We start from the raw sequence: 1,245 nt of genomic DNA on the forward strand, positions 1-1,245 counted from the left end.
GAATGAGCGAATCAGCGAGTTGATACGGGCGATTCATGAATCGCCCGTACAGGATGAGCAGGAGGAGATCTATCGGCGACGTCAGATCGAGTGGATGCGCCAGACCCGGATGGCGGTGGTTGTCAGCGAGGAACAGGGCGAGGTCGAGAAGTTCCGTAAATGGGAGTTGGACATCACCCCGCACCGCCGCCTGATCAAGGAAGGCATCGACCTGCCCGAGGCCATGCGAAATCCCGTACGGGCGATTCATGAATCGCCCGTACAGATGCAGCGGCTGTCGCTGGACGATGCGTTCAAGGCCGAGGAGCACCCGTTTCGTGTTGCCATCGTCTGTGCCATGTGGCTGACCGGTTTTGATGTCCCCAGCCTCTCCACCCTGTACCTGGACAAGCCGCTCAAGGCGCACACGCTGATGCAGGCCATTGCCCGGGCGAACCGGGTGAGCGAAGGCAAGAACAACGGGATGATCGTCGATTACTGCGGCATCCTGAAAAACCTGCGCAAGGCGCTGGCGACCTTTGCCGGAACGGGAGACGACGGACGCGGTGGCGATGGCGGCGAGACCGAACCGGCCAAGCCCGATGAGGAATTGCTGGCCGATCTTCGTGAGGCGATTGCCTTTGTCCGATCCTTCTTGGAAGAGCGAAACGCGTCCTTGGATGGGATAATTGGGCAGACCGGATTTGCCCGAAATGCGGCGATTCTCGCCGCCAAGGAGGCGGCGAACGAAAACGATGAGACGAGAAAGCGATTCGAGGTGATGTGCCGGGCGGTGTTCTCGAAGTTCAAGGCCTGCATCACCATCGAAGGCGTCAATGATTGCCGGAGCGACTTCGACGCGATCAACATCGTCTATAAAAGCCTGCAACAGGACCGCGAGCGGGCGGACATCACCGACATCATCCGTCAACTGCATCAGGTGGTCGATGAGGCGATTGAAACACAGACAGGGCCGGCTGTTGCTGAAGAGTCGCCACCATACGATATCAGCAAGATCGACTTCGACCGGTTGCGCCGGGAGTTCGAGCGCAGCTCGGCCAAGCGCACCACCGTGCAGAATCTGAAAACCGCCATCGAACAACGCCTGCAGCGTCTGCTCCGGCAGAATCCCCTGCGAACCGATTTCCAAAGACATTACGAGGAGATCGTCGCCGAGTACAACCGCGAGAAGGATCGGGTGACCATCGAGAAGACCTTTGAAGCGCTTCTGCAGATCATGGATGAGATGGACGATGAGGAGAGCCG

The 1,245-nt window shown here is 58.9% G+C and carries 1 protein-coding gene; it reads left to right on the forward strand.

Translation table 11 applies throughout. The features are described 5' to 3' along the window. The coding region (locus EOL86_15220) for a type I restriction endonuclease subunit R (protein NCD26920.1) at positions 1 to 1,245 on the forward strand (1,245 nt) is incomplete at both ends.

It is taken from the genome of Deltaproteobacteria bacterium, assembly GCA_009930495.1.
Classification (GTDB): domain Bacteria; phylum Desulfobacterota; class Desulfovibrionia; order Desulfovibrionales; family Desulfomicrobiaceae; genus Desulfomicrobium.